Source organism: Streptomyces sp. NPDC052012 (genome assembly GCF_040689265.1).
Taxonomy (GTDB): Bacteria; Actinomycetota; Actinomycetes; order Streptomycetales; family Streptomycetaceae; genus Streptomyces.
In genome coordinates this window covers 23,978-43,497 of sequence record NZ_JBFAXA010000016.1, presented here as the reverse complement: position 1 = coordinate 43,497, position 19,520 = coordinate 23,978, and the positions used below count along the sequence as shown (strand labels likewise).

Genomic DNA, 19,520 nt, shown 5'->3' with positions numbered 1-19,520 from the left:
ACCACGGTCTTGACCCCCACTTAGTTCATTCCTTAAATCAAGGGTCGACGCGTATCCCCCCACCACCATGCTCAGAAGGGAGAGCCATGGCCTCTCCACGCGCACTGCGCCAAGGGCTCGTCGCCGCCCTGTCCGCCGCACTGGTCGCGTCCGGTGCCGCAGGGCCCGCCCAAGCGGAACAAGCCGAGCCGGAGGGTGGCGCACACCCTGCTGCCGTCACCTTCCAGGACACCTTCGACGGGCCCGCCGGCGCGGCCGTCGACTCCTCCAAGTGGCAGATCGAGACCGGCGACAACGTCAACAACCACGAGCGCCAGTACTACACCCCCGGCGCGCACAACGCCGCCCTCGACGGCCAGGGCCACCTGGTCATCACGGCCCGCAAGGAGAACCCCGCCGGCTACCAGTGCTGGTACGGCGCCTGCGAGTACACCTCGGCCCGCCTGAACACCGCCGGCCGGTTCACCGCCCAGTACGGGCACGTCGAGGCCCGGATGAAGATTCCCCGCGGCCAGGGCATGTGGCCCGCGTTCTGGATGCTCGGCCACGACCTCGGCGAGGTCGGCTGGCCGGCCTCCGGCGAGATCGACGTCATGGAGAACGTCGGCTTCGAGCCCTCCACGGTCCACGGCACGCTCCACGGCCCCGGATACTCCGGTTCGGGCGGCATCGGCGCGGCCTACTCCCTCCCGGGCGGCCAGGCGTTCGCCGACGACTTCCACACCTTCGCCGTCGACTGGGCCCCCGACGCGATCACCTGGTCCGTCGACGGACACGTCTACCAGCGTCGCACCCCCGCCGACCTCGGCGGCCGGACCTGGGTGTTCGACAAGCCCTTCTTCCTCATCCTCAACCTGGCGGTGGGCGGCTACTGGCCGGGAGACCCGGACGGCAGCACCGTCTTCCCGCAGCAGCTCGTGATCGACCACGTGTCGGTGACCACCGGCTGACCGGACGCGGTCACCGCCGAATCCCTTTGCGCACAGGGGAGTTGTCATTACGATCACCGCGTGCGCATCCCCCGCTCAGCCTCGGGCTGGACCATGGCCGTCTTCGGTGTGCTCGCCGCCGTGCTCGGAGCGGTGGGCCTGGTCTCGCCGGCCGCCCAGCTGTCGATGCTGGGCCTGGCCGTCCCGGGCGAGCGGGGGAGCGGTGACCACACCTCCGCCTTCGTCACGGCCTCGTCGATGGCCGCGCTCAACATGGGCGTCTACTACGTGCTGGCGGCACTGGCCGACTGGCGGGCCTTCTTCCGCTGGACGGTGCCGTTCAGACTGCTCACCTTCACGGTCTTCACGGCCGCCGTCGTCGGCGGCAGAGCACCCGAGGCGTTCATCGGCGTCGCCGTGTGGGAGGGCCTCGGCGCCCTCGCCACGGGCGCGGCGCTGCGGTACGAACAGCGCAGGCGCGGCCCCGCCCCGGCCTGACCCGTTCAGCGGGACCGCTGAACCTCCCGGCGGACCGGCCGGAAGGCCCGGTCGAGCTTCGGCTCCACCGTCCACCGGAACACCCGCCGCACCGGCGCCGTGCACAGCACCGTCACCACCACGGCCGCGACCCCCGTGACGACGACGGCACCGAACGGACGGTACAGCCAGTCGGGGTCGTACCAGCCCCAGTACTTGCTGACCTGCGCGACGAACCCGTGCAGGAGATACCCGTACAGCGTGGCCGCGCCCAGCGAGGTGAACCACGTCCGCCGCCCCGGCACCCAGGACAGGAAGCACGCCACCAGCAGCAGCGAGGAGCCGAAGAGGGCGAGCGTCACCAAGGGCCCGTACCAGGCCGGAGCGCCCAGTTCCTGAGCGCTGTCGCGGTGGTAGAACCAGGCGGACGTCATCCGGGGAACCGCCCAGTACGCCACCGCCAGGGCCCCGGCGAACACCGGCACGGCCAGCATCCGCACCCGGCGGCGGCGCACCAGGCGGAAGTGCTCCGGCCGCAGGCACAGACCCAGCACGAAGTACGGCAGGAACTGCAGCGTGCGCTGCAGGTCGAGATCCTCGCCGAGCGACGGCGAGACGGAGGCCAGCACGGCGACGACCAGGGCGATCGGCACCGGCCACCGCACGAGCCGCCACAACGGCGTCGTCAGCCGCCACACGAAAAGCGCGGCCAGGAACCACGTCAGATACAACGGCTCCAGCAGGGTGACCGGACGGTCCGGCACCCCGTCCGTCCACCGGGTGAACAGGGTGTAGGCCGTCTCGAACACCACATACGGCAGCACCACCCCGGTGAGCAGGCGTCCGACGCGCTTCTCGCTGCCGTCGAAGCTGCGGGAGTGATACCCGGCGACGACGATGAACGCCGGCATGTGGAACGCGTAGACCAGCATGTACAGCGCGCTGACCGTCCGGCTGCCGTCCCGCAGCGGCTCCCACGCGTGCCCCACCGCCACCAGCACGATCGCCAGGTACTTCGCGTTGTCGAAGAACGCGTCACGCCGCAGCCCCTGCTGCGGCTGAGGAGTGCTGGGCGGGGCTGCGGTGGCGGAGAGCGACGACATCCCCCGCGCCTCACCCGTCCCGCGGGAGTCCAAACATCGCCCTCGCGGCCCGCCTGCCGGGCGTTCCCGCCCGTTCCCCCCGGGGTGGTCCTTTGCTTTTCTTTTGCCAACCGGGAACATGGCCGCTGACCCATCCGTTCATCAAGCGGACGGACCAAGATCCCGGACCGGTGACCGGCACGGGACGAACAGCAACAGAAGCCGAGGTGGCACGAGTGGCGATGTGGGACCGGCTCAAGGACCAGGCCAGGGCGCTCCAGCAGTCCCAGGGCGGCCGGGCGGGAGGCGCGCAGGGGCAGGCACCCTTCGGCCAGGGGCACACCGGCGGCCAGGGGCACGGAGGGGGTCCGGGACACGGCACGCGGTCCTCCTCCGGCGGCTCCAAGGCCCAGCTGATCGGGCTTCTGAAGTCGCAGCTCGCGGCCGCCAAGACGGAGCTCAAGAGCGGCGCCTTCCGGGACGCCAGCATGGCGGTCTGCGCCCTGGTCGCCGCGGCCGACGGCCATGTCGACCCGGCCGAGCGGCAGCGCGTGGAGGAGTTGATCGTCGCCGACGAGGTCCTGCAGAACTTCCCGGCGGAGCAGCTCCGCAAGCGGTTCAACGAGCATGTGGACCGCCTGGTGGCCAACTTCCAGGCAGGCAAGGCGAAGGCGCTGGAGGACATCGCCAAGGCCGCGAAGAAGCCGGTCGAGGCCCGCGCGGTCATCCAGACCGGCATCGTCATCGCCGGAGCCGACGGGCACGTCGAAGCCTCCGAGCAGTACGCCATCCACGAGGCGTGCGCGGCCCTCGGCCTCTCACCCGCGGAGTTCGGCATCTGACCACCGCGGCGGCGCACGGAGTGGCGGGTGCCGGCCCCCGGACGAACCGGTGAGCCGGCACCGCACCGCCCGGCCGCTCAGCCGCTCGCCGCGACCCTCCCGAGGAGACCGGCGTCCAGGGTGTGGCCGAGCAGATGCAGCGGGGCGGCCGCGATCCCCGCCCGCTCCATGGCCTCCGCGTACGCCCGTGCCGTCGTCGCGTCCACCAGGCCGTGCACCGGCGGCAGTTCGTGGCCCGCCGCATGCAGCAGGGACTCGGCCCGGCAGGACGCCAGGGTGCCGTCGATCCACGGCTGGGCGAGATGACCGGCCTTCGCGACGGCGGGCAGATCGTCGGCGGCCTCCCGGACCGTGGCGCCGACGTGCACCAGCCCACCGCCCACGACCAGCACATCGCCGCGTTCCCGCATCCGGGCCAGGGCCCGCCCGGTGTCGAAACAGTGGGGGAAGGAGTCGTCGACCACCAGCGTGCCCGGGCGGAGCCGCTCGATGTCGAGCACCGGGCCGCCCGTGCCGCTCACCGCCGTCACCACGAGATCCGCGCCGTGCACCGCGTCCGGCAGCAGCCGCCCCCGCGTCTCGGTGACCTCCACCTCGCCGGCCAGTCCTCGCTCGCGCAGCCGTCGCGCCAGCCCGGTGAGCCGGGGCCCGCTGCCGCGCACATCGCACAGCAGCAGACGCCGGGGCGCGCGGCCGGTCAGGGACAGCAGCAGCTCCAGAGAGGACCCACCGATCGAACCCAGCCCGGCGAACGCCACCTCCAGCTCCCCGAGATCGCGGCCCGTGGCATCGAGGCTCGCCCGGACGGTCCTGATCACCGACACGACCGTCGCCGCGTGCCCCGTCGTGACGGCCGCCGGATGCTGCCGGCCCCGCAGCACGTCGAAGCCGTAGCCGGTGAGCGACGGGATCATGCCCGCCAGGGACACGCATCGCGCGCCCGCCGAGGCGGCGAGCGCCACCGCCCGGACCGTGTGCTCCACGAGACGGGAGTCGGCGGCGAGTTCGTCGGCGAAGAGGGGAAGGCAGACGAACCCGGACCGGCCCAGCGGCGTCCCCACCGTCTCCAGCAGGCGCGGGGCACCGTCGGGGAACAGCAGGGCGCGCAAATCCGCCCGCGGCAGCTCCGCAGCGCTGAGGCCGGCCAGACGTGCGAGCTGGTCCGGCGCCGGCAGATAGCCGACGAGAGCCGCGTCCATCGTCCGCGGCGGGCTCGGTGGCCGGGGGGCTTCGGCGGGCCGGCTGACCGCCGCGACGAGACGGCCGCGCACCGCGCGGGCGAACGTGTCGAGCGCGGTCGGTGAGAACGCCCTGGCGGAGCCACGCACCGTCACGCGCAGCCCACCTCCTTCCGGCCGTACCGCCATGAACACATCCGTCGCGCCCGACGGCGGCAGGAACGCGCTGTCCGCCCCCTCCCACGACACCCGCAGCACGCCGTCCTCCGCCGGGGCCAGCGCCGAGAAGTCCAGGAAGGTGAAGAAGAACTGCGAGGTGACGGGCAGCCCGTCCGCGTGCCGCGGAACCGCGTCCTGTCCGTGGGCGCGTGCCTCTTCCGTCTCGGCCACGATCCGGCGCAGGGCACCGGCGAAGTCCGAGCCGGCGAGCGGCCTGTCCGCCGTCCCGGCCGGTCGTATCGGCACGGCGGCGGCGAACGGACCGAACACCCGGTCCCCATCGGGCAGCGCCGACTCGTCCCGGCCGCTCACGGCCAGCCCCACCACGAGGTCCGCCCTGCCCGTCACCGCCGTCAGCTCCTGGTAGTACGCCGTCAGCAACGGCGCGTAGAGGGTGGCCCGCGCTCTCGCCGCCAGGCTCCGCAGCGCCGCCGTCCGGGAGGCGTCGAGGGTGAACTCCGCGGAGTGGAAACCCTCACCGTCGCGCTCGCCACCCTCGCCGCCGCCGGCGGCGGCACGCAGCACCGGCTGCCGGTACGGGGCGGACACCCGGGCGAGCCGCTGCGCCGGGCCCGTCGGCGCCGGCACGGACGTGCCGGTGTGCGCCAGGGCGTGGTCGCGGAAGTCGGCGCGCAGCACGGGCAGTTCGGGGGGCAGGCCGCCGGCCAGCCGGTCGTAGGCCGCGATCAGTTCCCGTATCAGCAGCGCCGCGCTGTAGCCGTCGCCGATGAGATGGTGTGCGTGGACCAGAAGAACGTGATCGTGCGCACCGAGGGTCAGCACCCGCAGGCGCAGCAGCGGCCACGCCCAGGGCTCCAGGCGCCGCGCCGCCTCGGCCGCGGCCTGCTCGTCCACCTCCGCGGGGCCGTTCACCGTCTCGAAGACGACCGGCAGGCGCAGGGATCGGGGCAGTTCCTGCTGGAGGGGCGGCCGGACGCCGGCGGGGAAGACCGTGCGCAGCATGCCGTGGCGTTCCACCAGCAGGTCCACCGCGGCCTGGAAGACCTCGGGATCCAGTGGGCCGGACAGCCGCAGCCGGGTCAGCCACGTCCCCGCCCCCGGCGCGAGTGCGTCGGCGAGCAGGAAGCCGCGCTGCGCGGGCGTCACCGGGAACGGAGCGGTGCGGTCCGTGCCGGACGCGTCCTGCCCACCGGGGTCGGCCGCATGGTCCGGGGCTCCTGTGGCTGCCGTGGCCGCCGTGGCGTCGACGGCCGCGGCCAGCTCGGCCAGCGTGCGATGCCGGTAGACCGCCGTCGGCCGGGGCAGGGCTCCCGCCTCCCGCGCGAGCCGGGCGAACACCTGGAGGACCAGCAGCGAGTCGCCGCCGAGCTCGAAGAAGTCGTCCTCCCGGCAGACGGTGTCCACGCCCAGGACCTCGGACCAGACAGCCGCCAGTCGCCGCTCGGTGGGTGTGGCCGGGGCCGCGCCCACCGCGCCGGAGCGACCGGACGGCACCTCGCTCAGCGCCAGGCGGTCCACCTTGCCCGTGCCGGTCAGGGGCAGTGCGTCGAGGAAGGTGATCCGCGAGGGGACCATGTACGCCGGCAGCAGCTCGGCCAGATGCCGGCGCAGCGCACGCGCGTCCGGCCGGCCGGTGCCGGACCGGAGGGTGACGTACGCCGAGAGCCGCCCCTCGTGCGCGGTGACGACGGCCCGCGCGACGTCGGGGAACGCCTGGAGCGCCGCCTCGACCTCCCCCGGCTCCACCCGGTTGCCGCGGATCTTCACCTGGTCGTCGACCCGGCCCAGGAACTCCAGACTGCCGTCCGCGAGCCGTCGGACCCGGTCACCGCTGCGATACCAGCGGCGTCCCGACCGTACCGTGAACGCCCGTGCGTTCAGCTCCGGTTCGTCCAGGTAACCCGGTGTCAGACCGACACCGGAGAGGAGAAGTTCGCCCACCTCCCCGTCCGCGCACTCGGAACCGTCGGCCGAGACGATCTCGAGGTCGGTGCCGGCCACGGGCCGCCCGATCGGGAGCCGCCGCACCTCCGCCCCGGGACGGGTCTCGATGACATGGCAGGTCGCGTTGATGGTGGCCTCGGTCGGCCCGTAGAGATTGGCGATGCGCACGCCGCTGCCGAACAGGTCGAACCAGCGGCGCACATGCTCCACGGGCAGCGCCTCGCCGCCGACGTGCACCCAGCGCAGCGCGGAGAGGCCGGGCTCTCGCGCCCCGCGAGCCACGCGCTGCTCGGCGGCGGTCAGCACCTGCTCCCAGAGTGTCGGCACGGAGCTCCACACGGTCACCCGGGCCCGCTCCACATGGCGCAGCAACAGCTCGGGGTCACGCAGCAGTCCCGGCGGCACGGTCACCACGGTCCCGCCCACCAGCAGCGGCGCCAGCAACTGGCGTACCGAGGCGTCGAAACACGGCGACGCGGTCTGCGCGAGCCGGTCACTCGCGTCGTAACCGAAGGTGGTGACGGCCCAGTCGAGGTAGTTCTCCATCGCCCGGTGCGTGATCGGCACCGCCTTCGGGCGGCCGGTGGAACCGGACGTGAAGATGACGTACGCGATCCCGTCGGCGTCGTGACCGCAGGGGACTGCGGGAGCGGATCCGGGGCCGTCCTCGTGTGACCCCGGCGCGTCGTCCAGGGGCACCGCGCGCACGCCGGTGAGGGAGCCGGCGAGGGGCAGGGTGGGGGAGTGGCACACCACCGTGCCGGCGCCCGTGCGGGTCACCTGGTCGTGCAGCCGGGCGGGCGGGTGTTCCGGGTCCAGCGGAACCCAGCCGGCCCCGGCCCGCAGGATGCCCACCACGCCGACCACCGTCGCCGCACCGCGCTCGGTGAGCAGCCCCACCAGGTCACCCGGGCGGACTCCGCGCTCGTGGAGCCGTGCGGCGAGCCGCCCCGAAGCGCGGTCGAGCGCCGCGTAGGTGAGGGACGAGTCGTCCCCGGTGTCGACGGCGATCGCGCCGGGCGCCGCACGGAACCGGTCCAGCAGCCGATCGACCAGCGGACGGTGCCCAGCGGGTGCCACGCCGGGGGCCGGGCGTACGGCGTTTGCCGTGCCGGTCGCCGGGCGTTCAGCGGCTGCCGGTCGCTCAACGGCTGCCGTGCCGGGGGCCGGGCGCACCGCGGTCAGTTGCGCGTGGTACTCCGCGTGCAGGCGTGCCACGGTGGCCCGGCGGAACAGCGGCGCCGGGTAGTTCCACGACAGCCGCAGCACCGGCCCGTCCGCCCAGCACAGCAGACTCAGCCGCGTCGTGGCCGACCCGGTGCCCGCCGCGGTCGCCCGTACCTGGACCGGGCAGCCGGCGGCCGGTTCGACCGGGAAGCGGGCGAAGCTGAAGCCGGCCGGACTCACCGTCCGGGGCCCGTCACCGGCGTCCGGCAGCAGACCGGCCAGGTCGAGACTGCTCATCCCGGCGTGCCGCTCGCTCTCCCACCACAGGTGCCGCAACCGCTCCGCCAGTGCCGTGACCGGCTCGTCGTCCCGCACCTCGCACAGCAGCGGCAGGGTGTCCGCGAGGGGGCCGACGAGCCGGTCGACCCCTTCGAACCGGTCCTCGCGGCCCGCGCGGGCCACGTTCACGGCCACGTCACGGCGGCCCGTCCACGCGGACAGACACCGCACGTATCCGGCGAGCAGCAGGTGGAACAGGGTCACGCCGTGCGCCGCGGCCGCCTTCTCCAGACGGGCGGTGAGTTCCGCGTCGAGCTCGCCGTGGTGCTGCACGATCGGTCCGGAGGCCGGGGCGTCCGGGTCACCGTCGTACGGCAGGTGCGGCGACGCGCCGCGCGCCGCCAGACGCTCGGCCCAGTAACGCCGGTCGCCCGCCTGCCGGTCCGGGGTGGCCGGGGTCCGGCCGCCTGCCGCGTACTGCGCGAAGTCCGGTGCCGGCAGGGCCGGTCGGGGCCGCTCTCCGCGCCAGAGCGCCGTGTACGCGCTCCACAGTTCCTCGGCGAGGATGTTCAGGCTGTACCCGTCGACGGCCGCGTGGTGCACCACCAGGAGCAGGTGGGCCAGATCCGGCTCCTGGCGCAGCAGCACGGCCCGCACCGGCGGCTGGACGGCGAGATCGAAGGGCCGGTTGCAGACCTGCGACTCGACGTCCGTCACCTCCTCGGCCGGGCAGTCGCGGACCTCGTACCAGTCGGAGACAGGAACGGGACCGGTGATCCGCTGGCTCGGCTGTCCGCCGGAGTCGTCCACCCGCAGCCGGAGCATGCCGTGCCGTTCGGCCAGCTCCGACAGAGCGCGGCCGAGCAGGCCGGTGTCCAGCGGGCCGCGGACGGTGAGCCGCAGGTGACCGCGCGCAGGGACGTCCGGGTACAGGAGGCTGCTGGTGTACAGCGCACGCTGCACGGGCGTCAGGGCGAAGGGCGTACCGTCCGTGAGACCCGGCCGCTCCGCGTCCGCGGCGCCGAGGTGGGCGGCGAGTTCGCGCACCGTCCGGTGCTCGAAGAACAGGGTGGTGGGCAGCTCCCTGCCCAGCTTCCGCTCCAGCCGTTTGACGAGGTCGACGGCGCCCAGCGAGTCCAGTCCGAGGGCCAGGAAGGGCGTGTCGTCGTCGATGGACCCGGCCGGTGTCCCGAGTGACTGCGCCAGGAGTTCGCGCAGCAGGGAGGCGACGGGGCCGGGGAAAGGCGCACCTTCGTCCGCCCGTGGCCCGGCGGCCGGCGTGGGCACGGGCTGCCGCCGCGGTGTGAGATCGGCCAGTACCCGCTGTGCCGCGTTCGAGCCGCAGGCCGCGCGCAGGGCCGCCAGCGCCGGTGCGGTCGCGAGCGGCCGTCCGGCGCCGGCCGGGAACGCACCGGTGCCCGTCGCGGCGGCGAGGCCCGTCTCCGCGAACGGCCCGAGATTGACCGACAGCCACGGGCGTCCCGCCCGGCGCTCGGCACCGGCGAAGGCATCGAGGAAGGCGTTCGCGGCGGCGTAGGCACCCAGGGCCCCGGCGAGGCCGGGCAGCACCGACGAGACGGAGGACAGCGCGACGCACACCCCGGGACGCTGCCCGTGCCGTCGCAGCGCCTCGGCCAGCAGGACGGTCCCCAGCGTCTTGGCCCCGAGGACGTCCAGCGCCTGCGGCACGTCGGTGGCCCGCAGACTGCCCGGCCGTACGATCCCGGCCGCGTGGAAGACGGCGTCCAGCGGTGGCAGTGCGGCGACCAGCCGCTCGACGTCCTCCGGTGCGGTGAGGTCGGCGGTGACGTAGCGGGCGTCTGCGCCGAGTCCGGCGAGTTCCTCCACCAGCCCCGCGGGCGGGAGCGGGGAGCGTCCCGCCAGGACCAGCACGGGGCGGCCCCGCCCGGCGAGGTCCCGCGCCAGCGCCGAGCCGATGCCCCCGGCTCCGCCCGTCACGAGATACGTGCCGTCGGCGGGCAAGAGCTCCCCGCCGGCCGCCCCTTCGCGCTCCGCGCCGGTGGGCGCGTTGCCTTCGGCGTCGCCCGGCCTGTCGTCCCGCGCTCCCGCCCCGACGGTCCGCACGAGGCGCCGGCCGTTCCGCCAGGCAACCGCCCCGGTCGCCTCAGGCGCCGCCGTCTCGGCGACGAGCGCGTCCCAACGGTGTCCGGCGTCGTCGTGGGAGGAGACGTCGACCCAGTTGGCCACCACGTCGGCCGACTCGTCGGGGACCGCCAGTGTCAGCCCGCCGAGGACCGCCTGCGCCGCGTCGCTCCCCTCCGCGCTGTGCCCGGTGACATGCGCGTCCTCGGTCACGACCAGCAGCCGCCGGGCCCCGGTCCGGTCGAGCAGCCCGAGCGCCTCACGGAACGCGGTGACCGTCGTGCGCAGACGCTGCGCGAGATCCGGAGAAGCCCCCCGCCACGCCGGCCCGCCGAGCAGCACCACCGTCCGCGGACGCACGCCCTCGTCGCCCTCCGCGACGGTCGTCACGCCCCGCTCGGCGAGCCCCCCCGTCAGCCGCCGTGCGGCAGCGCTGTCCGCGCCCGTCACCACTACCGGCCCGCCCGCGTCGCCCGAGGGCAGCGGAGCCGGCCGCCACACCACGTCGTGCAGCAGTGACCCGTGGACCCCCGTCGGCGGGTCGGGCCAGTACCTGAGCCGTCGGTACGGGTACGGCGGCAACGGCACGCGCCGGTGTCCCGCGTCCAGCGCCGTACGGTCCAGCGGCACGCCCCGCACCCACAGCCGCGCCAGCGTCTCCATCAACTCCCGCGCCCCGCCCGCTCCCGGGCCCTCGGGAGCGGACAGGGCGAGGACACCCGGCGCGTGTGCCTCCCGCCGAGCAGCCGCGACCGCGCGAAGATGACCGACCAGGTCGCCGCCCGCACCGAGCTCGACGAACGTGTCGAACCCCTCGTCCACCAGGCGGCCCACGGCCTGCGCGAACCGCACCGGCCGCAGCGCGTGTTCCCGCAGGTGACCGGGATCCATGCGCGGCAGCCACTCGGCGGTGAGCGTACTCATCACCGCGAGCTCCGGCTCCGACGACGTCAGCGCGCGTGCCGCGCCGGTCAGCGCCCCGGCGACGGGCTCCATCAGCGGGGAGTGGAACGCACGCGACACCCGCAGCGGACGGACCACCGCACCCCGCTCGGTGAGCCGCCGTGACGCGCTCCGCACCGCCTCACAGGTTCCGGAGATCACCACCCTGCCCGGCCCGTTGTAGGCCGCCACCGCAAGCCGACCGGCGAAGGCGCTCGTCAGGTCGTCCAGCAGCCCGGTCAGCTCCTCCTCGTCGGCGCCCCCCACCGCCGCCATCGCACCCGGTGCGGTCGACTCGCCCATCAGCCGGCCGCGGCGCGCGGCGAACGTCACCGCGTCGGACAGCGACAGCATGCCGGCGACACAGGCGGCCGCGAGTTCGCCGACGCTGTGTCCGAGGACCGCCTCGGGCCGCACGCCCCAGGCCCTCAACTGCCGCGCGAGAGCGACCCCGTGGGCCACCAGCAGCGGCTGCGCAACCTCGGTCGCGGCGAGCGCGTCCGCGCTCACGCCGTCGTCCACGCACCAGTCCGTCAACTCCCGCCCGCGAACCGGCCCGACCAGCGCCGAGGCCTCGTCGAGCGTGTCGCGGTACGCGGATGCCGATGCGTACAGGTCCCGGCCCTGACCGGGGCGCAGGGACCCCTGACCGGGAAGGACGAACACCGTACGGGGCCGATGCGTGACCGTCGCCGTGGCCGGCCGCTCCTCTCCGGTGACGACCCGGCTGAGCCGGGCGCGCAGGTCTCCGTCCGCCACGATCGCGAGGCGGTGAGGACGCTCGTCCCGCGCCGTGCTCGCGGCCAGGCAGATGTCCCCCTCGGCGAGCTCGGGGTGGTCCCGCAGATGCCCGGCCAGCCGCGCCACCCAGGCGTCCAGCCCCGCCGCGCTGCCCGCCGAGAGCGTCAGCAGGTGCGGCCCGCCGCCCTCCCGGTGCCCGGCGCGGGGCGACGGCGGCGCGGGCGGGGCCTCCTCCACGACGGCGTGGGCGTTGGTGCCGCCGAAACCGAAGGAGTTGACGCCCGCCCTGCGCGGTCCGGCGGACTCCCAGGCGCTCACCTCGGTGACCAGACGGAACCCGGACTCCGCGACGAGGGGAGCGGGTGACGTGTGGTGCAAGGACGCCGGCAGCCGGCCGTGCCGCAGGGCCAGCACCACCTTCACCAGGGACGGCAGCGCCGCCGCGTTCAGCAGATGTCCGACGTTCGTCTTCACCGAGCCGAGCAGCCGGGGCCGCCCGTCCGGACGGGCCGGGAAGGCGTGGGCGAGGGACCGCAGTTCGATCGGGTCGCCGACGGCCGTGCCCGTGCCGTGGGCCTCGACATACGTCACCGACGCGGGGTCGATGCCGCAGTCGGCGTAGGCCCGGTCGATCACCTCGCGCTGCCGCAGCGGGTTGGGCGCCAGCAGGCTCAGCGACGTACCGTCGTTGTTGACGGCGGTGCCGCGCACGACGGCCAGGACCTCGTCGCCGTCCCGGCGGGCCCGCTCCAGCCGCCGCAGGACCAGGGCCGCGCCGCCCTCGCCCGGCACGAACCCGTCGGCCTCGGTGCTGAAGGCCCGGCTGCGGCCGGTCGGTGACAGGGCCTGCGCGGACTCCAGGGCCTCGTGCGCGGCAGGGGTGAGATGCAGGTTCACGCCCGCGACGACCGCGAGGTCGCACTCGCCGTCGGCGAGGCTGCGCCGGGCCAGATGCAGCGCCACCAGGCCGGAGGAACACGCGGTGTCCACGGCGAGCGCGGGGCCGTCCAGATCCAGGCAGTGCGCCACGCGTGCGGCGACGAGGTTGGGGAGGTTGCCGGTCATGGCGGTCGCGGGTGAGGTGACGGCGGCGGGAACGGCACGGGCATCGGCATGGATACCGGCACGGGCATCGGCATCGGCATCGGCATCGGCAAGGATCTGCCGGTATCCGCTGTCGCCGACGGCGGCGAAGACACCGATCCGCAGGCCCCGGCGGCGGTGCCCGGCGTATCCGGCGCGTTCCAGCGCCTCGTGGGCCAGTTCGAGGAAGAGCCGCGCCTGCGGATCCAGCGCGCGTGCCTCCTCGGTACCTATGCCGAAGTGCTCGGCGTCGAACGCGGCGGGGTCCTCGAGAAAAGCTCCCCAGCGTCGTACGTCCGCCGCGGCTCCGGGCCAGCGTCCGGCGGGAACCGGGGTCACCGCGTCACGGCCGGCGGCGAGCAGCTCCCAGAACTCCTCCGGCGTACTCGCCCCGGGGAACCGGCAGGCCAGTGCGACGACGGCGGTCGCCGACGGACCGGTCGAGACCGGGGGTTCACTGCGCTCCCCGCTTTCCGGCGGGACCTGCTCGCTCGTGACCGGCCCCTTCGGGTCCGCGGCACCCATGAGGTGGTCCGTGAGCGTGGCCACGGTGTCGTGGCGCATCACGGCCGGGCTCAGAGTGGCACCGAGAGCTCGTTCGAGCTCGGCCAGCACCTCCATGGCCTTGACCGAACCGCCGCCCAGCTCGGCGAACCGGTCCCGGTCCCCGAAGGACACCTCCGGCACCCCCAGCACCCGCGCCCACACCTCGCGCACCAGACGCCGCAGCTCCCGGCGTGAGCGGGGCGGCCGTCCGCCGCTCACCGCTCCGCAGAGGCCGGCGGTGCCGCCGTCCCGGGCGCCCGATCCGGCCGTCGCGCCCGACACCGCCGTCGGCCGGTACCTCCCCGCCTCGTACCGCGACCGCATGCGGTGCCGCTGCACCTTGCCGCTCGTCGTGCGCGGGAAGGCCGACGGCGGCAGGGCGAGCACGCGTACGTCGTCGTGGCCCAGCGCCGCGCGGACCCGTCCCGCCACGCGGTCCAGGACGGCGGTCGCGGTGCGGGGCGGCCGGGCCCAGGAGACGAACACGATCACCCGCTCGCGGCCGGTCACGGGGTCGGTCGACCCCACCACCACGGTCGTCCCCGGCGGCACCCCGGGCGTCGCGGCGGCCACGTCCTCCATGTCCGGGGCGTGGAAGGTACGCCCGGCGACGAAGAGGACGTCCTTGCGCCGGCCGCTCACGCAGAGCCGGCCGTCCCGGAGGAAGCCCAGGTCGCCGGTGCGCAGCCAGCCGCCGGCGAAGGTCCGCGCGGTCTCCTCGGGCAGCCGGTGGTAACCACGGGCGATCTGGGGACCGCGCACCTCGATGTGCCCCACGCGCCGGTCGCCCAGAGTCCTGCCCCGGTCGTCGGTGATACGCACCGCACAGCCCGGCACCGGCACGCCGACATCCATCAACTCCACGGTGTCCTCGCCCGGTTCACGGTCCACCGCCCGGCCACGGCTGAGCAGGGCCCGGTCCAGCGTCACGGGTGCGGCCACCTCGCCCGGCGGCGGGAAGGTGACGGCCAGCGTCGCCTCGGCCAGTCCGTACACCGGCGTCGCCGCCCGCGGATCCAGTCCCGCCGGCCGCGTCCGGACCGCGAAGTCCCGCCACACCGTGGGCGAGATGGGCTCGGCGCCCACCAGGATCAGCCGCACCGTGCTCAGATCCAGCCCGGCGAAGACCTCTCGGGGCACCCGGCGCAGCGTCAGCGCGAGTGCGAAGTTGGCGGCCGACAGGACGGTCGCCCCGTGGGCGGCGGCCACGTCGAACCACAGCCGGGGGTTCTTGGCGAACGACAGCGGGCCGATCTTCACCTGCTTGGCGCGCGCCGCGAGCGGCGCCAGGTGGGTGCCGATGAGGCCCATGTCGTGGAAGTACGGCATCCAGCTGACCACCACGTCGTCCGCGGTGAGCGCGGACGCCTCTTGCAACTGCCGCAGGTTCGCCAGCACGGCCGCGTGGGTCAGCTCCACCCCCTTGGGCGCCCCGGTGCTGCCGGAGGAGAACTGCAGGAAGGCCGGCCGGTCCGCCGGGACGGCGACCGGGGAGCTCAGCGCGGGAGACTCCCGCAGTTCCTCCAGTCGCAGCACCCTTACGTCGTCGCCGAGTTCGTCCGCCACGGGGGCGCAGGCCGCGTCCGCCACGACCGGCGGGCGGCCCAGGTGCTCCCACACCGGCCGCACGCGCCGCGCGTCCGGCGCGAGCGGCACCGGCACCAGGCCCGCCGCGAGCGCGCCCCAGAACATGGGCTGGAAGTCCTCGCTGCGGTCCGCGAGCAGGGGGACGCAGGTGCCCGGCGCGACGCCGGCGGCCCGGTGACCGCCCGCGACGCGCAGGGACTCCTCCAGGAGCCGCCGGTAGGTGACGGCCGACTCGCCGCCGTCGCCCCGGACATGGACGACCACTTGGTCAGGGGCATGGCGGGCGGCGTCGGTCAGGACGTCCAGCAGCGTTGCGGCGATCATGGATCCGTTCGTTCGTGCGGGGGCGGGCTTCCAGGGCGAACGCTATGGGGGACGGCCAGGGAAGTGAGCGGGTTGCTCCCCGCACGCTACGGGGCTCCCCGGTGGCGTCCGCCCGCCGGGGAGCCCGCGTCGCGCGGACCGCGGATCAGATGCCGCAGCTGGGTGCCGACCAGAACTGGCTGCTGCGGTGGTCGACATGGGTGTGGTCGTCGTGGCCCGGGTAACCGGGGCCGAGGATGCCGCGGAATCCGTGGTAGCGGGCCTGCTTGGCCAGGGTGCACAGGGAGTGCGGCCCGGCGCCCAGGTCGGCCGCGTCGCCGTAGAGGTGACGGCTGCCGCTCGCTCCGCCCACCGCGTCGTTGCAGGCGTGGGAACGGAAGCCGCTGGTGACGGTGATCGGCCGGTCGCCCAGCGCGTGCCGCATGGCCTCCAGCTTCCACATGGTGCGCAGCGCGTTGGCCTTGGCCGTCGCGGCGCTGACCGCTCCGCCCGCCCAGGTGGAGTTGCAGTCGTTCAACTCGCTGTAGGAGAAGTGGACCGGTGTGCAGTCGTCGTCCTGCAGGGCGTACAGCTTGCTGTAGGTGGCGGGGCCGGCGACCCCGTCCGCGGCGAGGCCGTACGCCGACTGGAAGCGCTTCAGGGCGGCGGCGGTGGCCGGTCCGAAGCTGCCGTCGACGGCCAGCACCGCGCCGTAGCCGGGGTAGCCGGAGAGGCGGATCTGCAGCTGGGTGACATCGGCGCCCGAGGCGCCCTGGGAGAGGGTGCGGGTCCAGGTGTAGCAGCCGTCCGCGTGCGCGGTGCCCGCGGTGGCCACGGTCCCCGCGACCGCACCAGTCATGATCATGACAAACGAGACGAGGAGTCGTGCGGCGCGTCTGAACATGCGAACTCCGTTGTGGGGAGGATGAGTTTCGGCTGGGGATGACGAGCCATGTGACGCGCGTCAACCATGGAGCACCCACCCCGCCCTGCGCAAGGCAGCGGCGCCGCCACGCCGGAAGGGCGCACGTGGTGCGTGCGTGAGCCCTGTACGCGCCCCCGTGACCGTGCGGACAATGCAGTGTCCTTGATCACGCAGCGGAGTCCCGTTTCCAGCCACCGAAGTTGAGGAAAGCAGGTCGACCGTCGTGCTGTTGCGTCTCCCCACCTCCCTGTCCGAAGCACGCAAGCACCTGGCCGAGGGAGCGGTGCCCGTCGGCGGGGCCACCCTCGTGTGGGCCCAGTGGCAGCGCGACGGCTTTCCCGAGCAGGCCATGTCCCTGCGCAGCCTGCCCGAGGCCAATGTGATCGAACACGAGGCGCTGGGCGCGGCCGTCCTGCTGCACCAGATCGACGACCGCGTCCCGGAGGTGCTGCGCCGGGCGGCCGGCACCATAGGCACCGGAGCCGTGCGCCGCACCGCCACCGTCGGCGGCAACATCGTGGGCAGCACCCTGCGGTGCCTGCTCCCCGCGGCGCTCGTCCTCGACGCGCGGGCGACCGTGCTCGACCGGGACGGCACGTACGAGACCGATCTCGCCGAGGTGGTGGCGAAGCGTCACCTGCTGCTCGGCCTCGCCTGGCGCACCCCCGTCGCCAGCGGCTACCACAAGGCGCCCGCGGAGGCCGGGGGCCCGCCGCCGCTCGTCGTCGCGACCGCCGTGTCCGCCGAGGGCGAGGGGCGGCACCGCCTCCGGGTCGCCGTCCGGGACGGCTACGACGTGATCGGCGAGAGCGCCGAGTTCCGGACCGGCGCGGACGGCACCGACGAGGTGCTCGACGCCCTGGAGCGCACCGCCCTCGGCTCCCTGACACTCGCGGTCCGCGACGTCGTACGCCGGGAGGTGGCCGGCGTCCTGACCCGCCTTCCCGGCAGCTGACGACTCCCCGCCGGTCCGCGGGGAGGACGTCACCCCGACGTGCCGTAGCGCAGCACCAGCAGCGCGATGTCGTCCAGGCGCTTCCCGCCCGCGCCGTACGCCCCCAGCAACTCGTCGACGAGCAGGTCCAGGTCCCGGTCGTCGGCCCGCCCGAGCCGGTGGGCGAGCCGCGCGATGGACTCCTCGAGATCCACTCCGGGCGCCTCGATCAGACCGTCGGTGTAGAGGACGACCGTCAGACCCTCCGTGAGCGGCACGCTCGTCACCGGGAAGGCGGCGTCGGGATCGATGCCCAGCAGCGGACCGGGCCGCACCTCGGCGATGCGGGTCTCGCCGCTCGCCAGGCGCAGCACGGGCGGCGGGTGACCGGCGCTGGCCAGCATCAGCCGTCCGCGGGCGAAGTCGAACTGGGCGTACAGGCAGCTGGTGAACAGGTCCGGCTCCAGGTCGGTCAGGAGCCGGTTCGTCGCGGCGAGCACCCCGTCCGGCGGCTCGCCGTGCGTCGCGTGGGCGTGCACACCGGTGCGCACCTGACCCATCAGCGCCGCCGCGGCGACGTTGTGGCCCTGGACGTCACCGATGACGGCCGCCGCGGCCGTGCCGCCGAGCCGCAGCAGGTCGTAGAAGTCACCGCCGATCTCCATGCCCCGGGTGGCCGGCAGATAGCGGGCGGCCACGCGCAGACCGTTCACCGCGGGCAGCGCACGCGGGAGCAGCGCCTGCTGCAACCCGTGGGCCAGGGCGTGCTTGGTGTCGTACAGCCGCGCCCGGTCCAGGGCCTGGGCGATGAGCCCGGCGAGCGACGTCATCACGGCCCGCTCCTCGGCCGGGAACTCGCGCGGATGGTCGTAGGACAGGATGCAGCAGCCGACGGGACGACCGGAGATGATCAGCGGCAGAAAGGCCCAGGCCTGCTTGCCGCTGATCAACGGAGCCTCGGGGTAGATGCGTCGCATCTCCTCGGGATGCGCGAAGAACGCGGGGATGCCGGTGGCCAGGGCGCGGCCCGCCGGGGTGAAGTCGGTGTCGACGGGCAGACCGTCCAGGCGCTCGATCGCGCGCCGGGTGTAGCCGCGGTGCCCGGTGATGCGCAGCCGGCCCTCCTCGGCCGTGGACAGCACCAGGCCCTGGGCGCTGAACGCCGGCATGACCTGGTCGGCGACCAGGTCGACCACGTCCTGCACGCCGACCACCTCGGTCAGCGCCGCGGCCAGATGCGTGAGCTGGTAGAGCCGGCCCACCCGGGCCGGTGTGACGGTGCGCGTGGACCTCGGCGGCTCCGGCGCGGTCGACGCGTGCGTGTCGCTGGGGACGATCCGGACGCTGATCCCGCTGGCGTCCGGGTAGAGGAAGAAGTCCAGCCACCGGTCCGGCGGACGGCAGGCCGTGAAGGACACGGGTTCGCGGGTGATCACCGCGGCCCGGTATCGGTCCTCGTACGTCGGGTCGTCGAGCCAGGGCAGGGCCTGCCACGGCAGCGTGCCGAGCAGCTGACCGGCATCGCGGCCCAGGAGGTCGCCGGCGCCGGAGCTGATGTAGGTGAAACGGCCCTCGAGGTCCAGCGCGCAACTGCCGCCCGGCAGGCGCTCGGCGAAGTCGGCGGCGGCCATCGCCGGGCCCATGGGCCGCCGCCCGCTCCCGTACGGGAGCACACGCGGCCGTACGGCGGAGGCCGGGCCCCCGTCCGGCCCGGCGGCGTCCTCCAGGACCCGGGCCAGATGCCGGCAACTGGACAGGACGTGGTGGCGCTCCCGCGACGACATCTGCGACGGCCTGGTGGCGGGCCACATCAGCAGCAGGGCACCCCACGTCCGGCTGCCGGTGACCGGCACCGCGGCCAACGCCAACGGGTAGGGCAGCGCCATGGCGGTGCGCGGATAGCGATGCGCCATCTCGCCCCTGCCGCCCACCCACACCAGACGGTCCTCGCGGACCGCGTCCGCGACCGGCGCCGGAGCGGTCACCGGGACTCTCTCCCACGGCGCGGCGAAATCGGCCGGCACCCCGGACAGCACGTCCAGCCGCAGCATCCGCTCGTCCGGCGTGAGCAGGTACAGCGCGCCGATGGACGCGCCCGTCCGGCGCACCGTCTCCGCGAACACGGCGTCGAGCGCGTCGACCCCGGCGACCGGCTCACCCGCGCTCGGCATGCGGCACCTCCAGCCGGACCGGGCGGTCGCCCACAGCCCCGCCGGGCCCGGCACGACCCGGAACCGGACGCCCGGCCTCACTCATAACGAGGACGCTACGCCCATAC

Annotated in this window: 7 protein-coding genes and 1 pseudogene; 4 read left to right on the top strand and 4 right to left on the bottom strand. The window is 74.5% G+C overall.

From position 1 onward, the window contains the following. Positions 1 to 86 precede the first annotated feature (86 nt). A pseudogene (locus tag AB0412_RS23670) lies at positions 87 to 944 on the top strand (glycoside hydrolase family 16 protein); the annotation flags it as partial. A 99-nt stretch (positions 945 to 1,043) separates the two neighbouring features. Next, on the top strand, positions 1,044 to 1,427 hold the full coding sequence (locus tag AB0412_RS23665; protein ID WP_366404663.1) for a hypothetical protein: 384 nt from the start codon (positions 1,044 to 1,046) through the stop codon (positions 1,425 to 1,427). Between the two features lie 5 nt (positions 1,428 to 1,432). On the opposite strand, the gene AB0412_RS23660 is transcribed toward AB0412_RS23665, so the two are convergent. Then, positions 1,433 to 2,509: an acyltransferase family protein gene (locus AB0412_RS23660; RefSeq protein ID WP_366404561.1), complete on the bottom strand. Its 1,077-nt coding sequence runs from the start codon at positions 2,507 to 2,509 to the stop codon at positions 1,433 to 1,435. A gap of 215 nt (positions 2,510 to 2,724) precedes the next feature. Between AB0412_RS23660 and AB0412_RS23655 the strand changes: the two genes are divergently transcribed. After that, a complete protein-coding gene (locus AB0412_RS23655) occupies positions 2,725 to 3,330 on the top strand; it encodes a TerB family tellurite resistance protein (protein ID WP_366404662.1) in 606 nt (201 codons plus the stop codon). Between the two features lie 77 nt (positions 3,331 to 3,407). Here the strand turns inward: AB0412_RS23655 and AB0412_RS23650 are convergent, their stop codons facing one another. Next, complete coding sequence (locus tag AB0412_RS23650) at positions 3,408 to 15,404, bottom strand: amino acid adenylation domain-containing protein (RefSeq protein ID WP_366404560.1); 11,997 nt, start codon at positions 15,402 to 15,404, stop codon at positions 3,408 to 3,410. A gap of 145 nt (positions 15,405 to 15,549) precedes the next feature. After that, positions 15,550 to 16,287, bottom strand: coding sequence for a D-Ala-D-Ala carboxypeptidase family metallohydrolase (locus tag AB0412_RS23645; RefSeq protein ID WP_366404559.1), 738 nt, complete (start codon positions 16,285 to 16,287; stop codon positions 15,550 to 15,552). Positions 16,288 to 16,531: 244 nt separating this feature from the next. Between AB0412_RS23645 and AB0412_RS23640 the strand changes: the two genes are divergently transcribed. Beyond that, entirely contained in the window at positions 16,532 to 17,263 is a 732-nt protein-coding gene (locus tag AB0412_RS23640) for an FAD binding domain-containing protein (protein WP_366404558.1), read from the top strand. Between the two features lie 29 nt (positions 17,264 to 17,292). Here the strand turns inward: AB0412_RS23640 and AB0412_RS23635 are convergent, their stop codons facing one another. Beyond that, positions 17,293 to 19,413 (bottom strand): SpoIIE family protein phosphatase, encoded by a 2,121-nt coding sequence (locus tag AB0412_RS23635; protein ID WP_366404557.1) that lies wholly within the window; start codon positions 19,411 to 19,413, stop codon positions 17,293 to 17,295. Between the last annotated feature and the right edge of the window lie 107 nt (positions 19,414 to 19,520).

What these genes read in the sequence shown, in the direction of transcription:
- AB0412_RS23665 (WP_366404663.1), top strand. Translation starts at nt 1,044, where the DNA reads ATGGCCGTCTTCGGTGTGCTCGCCGCCGTGCTCGGAGCGGTGGGCCTG.
- AB0412_RS23660 (WP_366404561.1), bottom strand. Translation starts at nt 2,509, where the DNA reads ATGTCGTCGCTCTCCGCCACCGCAGCCCCGCCCAGCACTCCTCAGCCG.
- AB0412_RS23650 (WP_366404560.1), bottom strand. Translation starts at nt 15,404, where the DNA reads ATGATCGCCGCAACGCTGCTGGACGTCCTGACCGACGCCGCCCGCCAT.
- AB0412_RS23645 (WP_366404559.1), bottom strand. Translation starts at nt 16,287, where the DNA reads ATGTTCAGACGCGCCGCACGACTCCTCGTCTCGTTTGTCATGATCATG.
- AB0412_RS23635 (WP_366404557.1), bottom strand. Translation starts at nt 19,413, where the DNA reads ATGCCGAGCGCGGGTGAGCCGGTCGCCGGGGTCGACGCGCTCGACGCC.